At 42.9% G+C, this 1,513-nt stretch carries 1 pseudogene; it reads right to left on the bottom strand.

Annotation, left to right across the window (positions count from 1 at the left end):
- Nucleotides 1-321: 321 nt before the first annotated feature.
- A pseudogene (ychF, locus tag DW981_RS14650) lies at nucleotides 322-1,421 on the bottom strand (redox-regulated ATPase YchF).
- Between the last annotated feature and the right edge of the window lie 92 nt (nucleotides 1,422-1,513).

The following is a 1,513-nucleotide window of genomic DNA, read 5'->3' as shown; positions in this document are numbered from 1 at the left end:
TTGCGCTCGTCGTTACTTATGTCTCGTATTTCAGAGACATTAAGTAACGTGACGTAGCGCATCGTAGCGAAAGCGTCCCGTCCAAAAATGGATGATACCTTGCTAAACCGGGGCATCTCAGACACTCCTTCAGGCATGTATTCATCAGAGACTTAACAAAATAAGAAATTACGTAAAAACTCTGCGTTCTGCGGCAATTATCTTAGTTCTCTGACGGCAGAACAGATTAGCTTACCGGCTGCAAAATATCATATTTATTGCTGACATAATAAGCAATATGTGGTTCGAACAATAACTTCCGGTATGGGAAGTTTGAGTCACTTATACGTTAAAACGGAACAAGATAACATCTCCATCCTGTACTACATAATCTTTTCCTTCGGAACGCACCAATCCCTTTTCCTTAGCTGCATTCTCACTTCCCTGCTCTACCAGATTGTCGTAGCTGACAACTTCTGCACGGATAAATCCACGCTCAAAATCTGTATGGATCTTTCCTGCTGCCTGCGGAGCTTCGTTCCCCGCTCGATCGTCCAAGCACGGCTCTCATCCGGTCCGGTCGTCAAATAACTGATCAATCCCAACAAGTTATAACTTGCTGTAATAAGCTTATCCAATCCGGACTCTGATAAACCTAAATCCTCAAGAAATTCTTTCTTCTCATCATCTTCTAACTCTGCAATCTCCTGCTCGATCTGAGCACAGATCACAAACACCTCAGAGCCTTCCTGTTTTGCAAACTCACGAACCTTTGCTACATATTCGTTGGATGCAGCATCGTCTGCCAGATCATCTTCCGCAACATTGGCAGCATAGATCGTTGGCTTGTAAGTCAGCAAATTAAAGCTTTCAAGCAATTCCTTCTCATCATCATCTTCCGGCTCATAAGTCTTAGCTAAATTGCCATCTTCCATATGCTTCTTTAACTTTTCAACCAATTCCGTCTCTTTTACAAGGGTCTTGTCATTTTTGACACTCTTTACCAACTTAGCATAGCGTCTTTCCAAAATCTCCATATCAGAGAACAATAACTCCAAGTTGATCGTCTCAATATCACGAACCGGGTCAACACTGCCATCGACATGCACGATGTTAGTATCGTCAAAGCAGCGAACCACATGAACGATCGCATCAACCTCACGGATGTTAGCCAAGAACTGGTTGCCAAGACCTTCACCCTTAGATGCTCCCTTTACCAATCCGGCAATATCCACAAACTCAATTGTAGCATGTACTACTTTAGCGGAATGATGCATCTCTGCCAAAACATCCAAGCGCTTGTCCGGAACAGGCACGATACCAACATTTGGCTCGATCGTGCAGAATGGGTAGTTGGCAGCCTCTGCTGCTCCTGCCTTGGTTAATGAATTAAATAATGTACTTTTTCCTACATTAGGAAGACCAACAATTCCTAGTTTCATTTTCTATCTTTCCTTTCTTGTAAACCTTGATTTTACGGGGTTTGCGGGTTTTGGCATCTCGTTTATGTACCAATTTATGTACCAATTTTTCG

The sequence above is a fragment of the Clostridium sp. AM49-4BH genome, from assembly GCF_003478335.1.
Lineage (GTDB): Bacteria > Bacillota > Clostridia > Lachnospirales > Lachnospiraceae > Butyribacter.
This window is presented reverse-complemented; position numbering and strand designations above follow the sequence as displayed.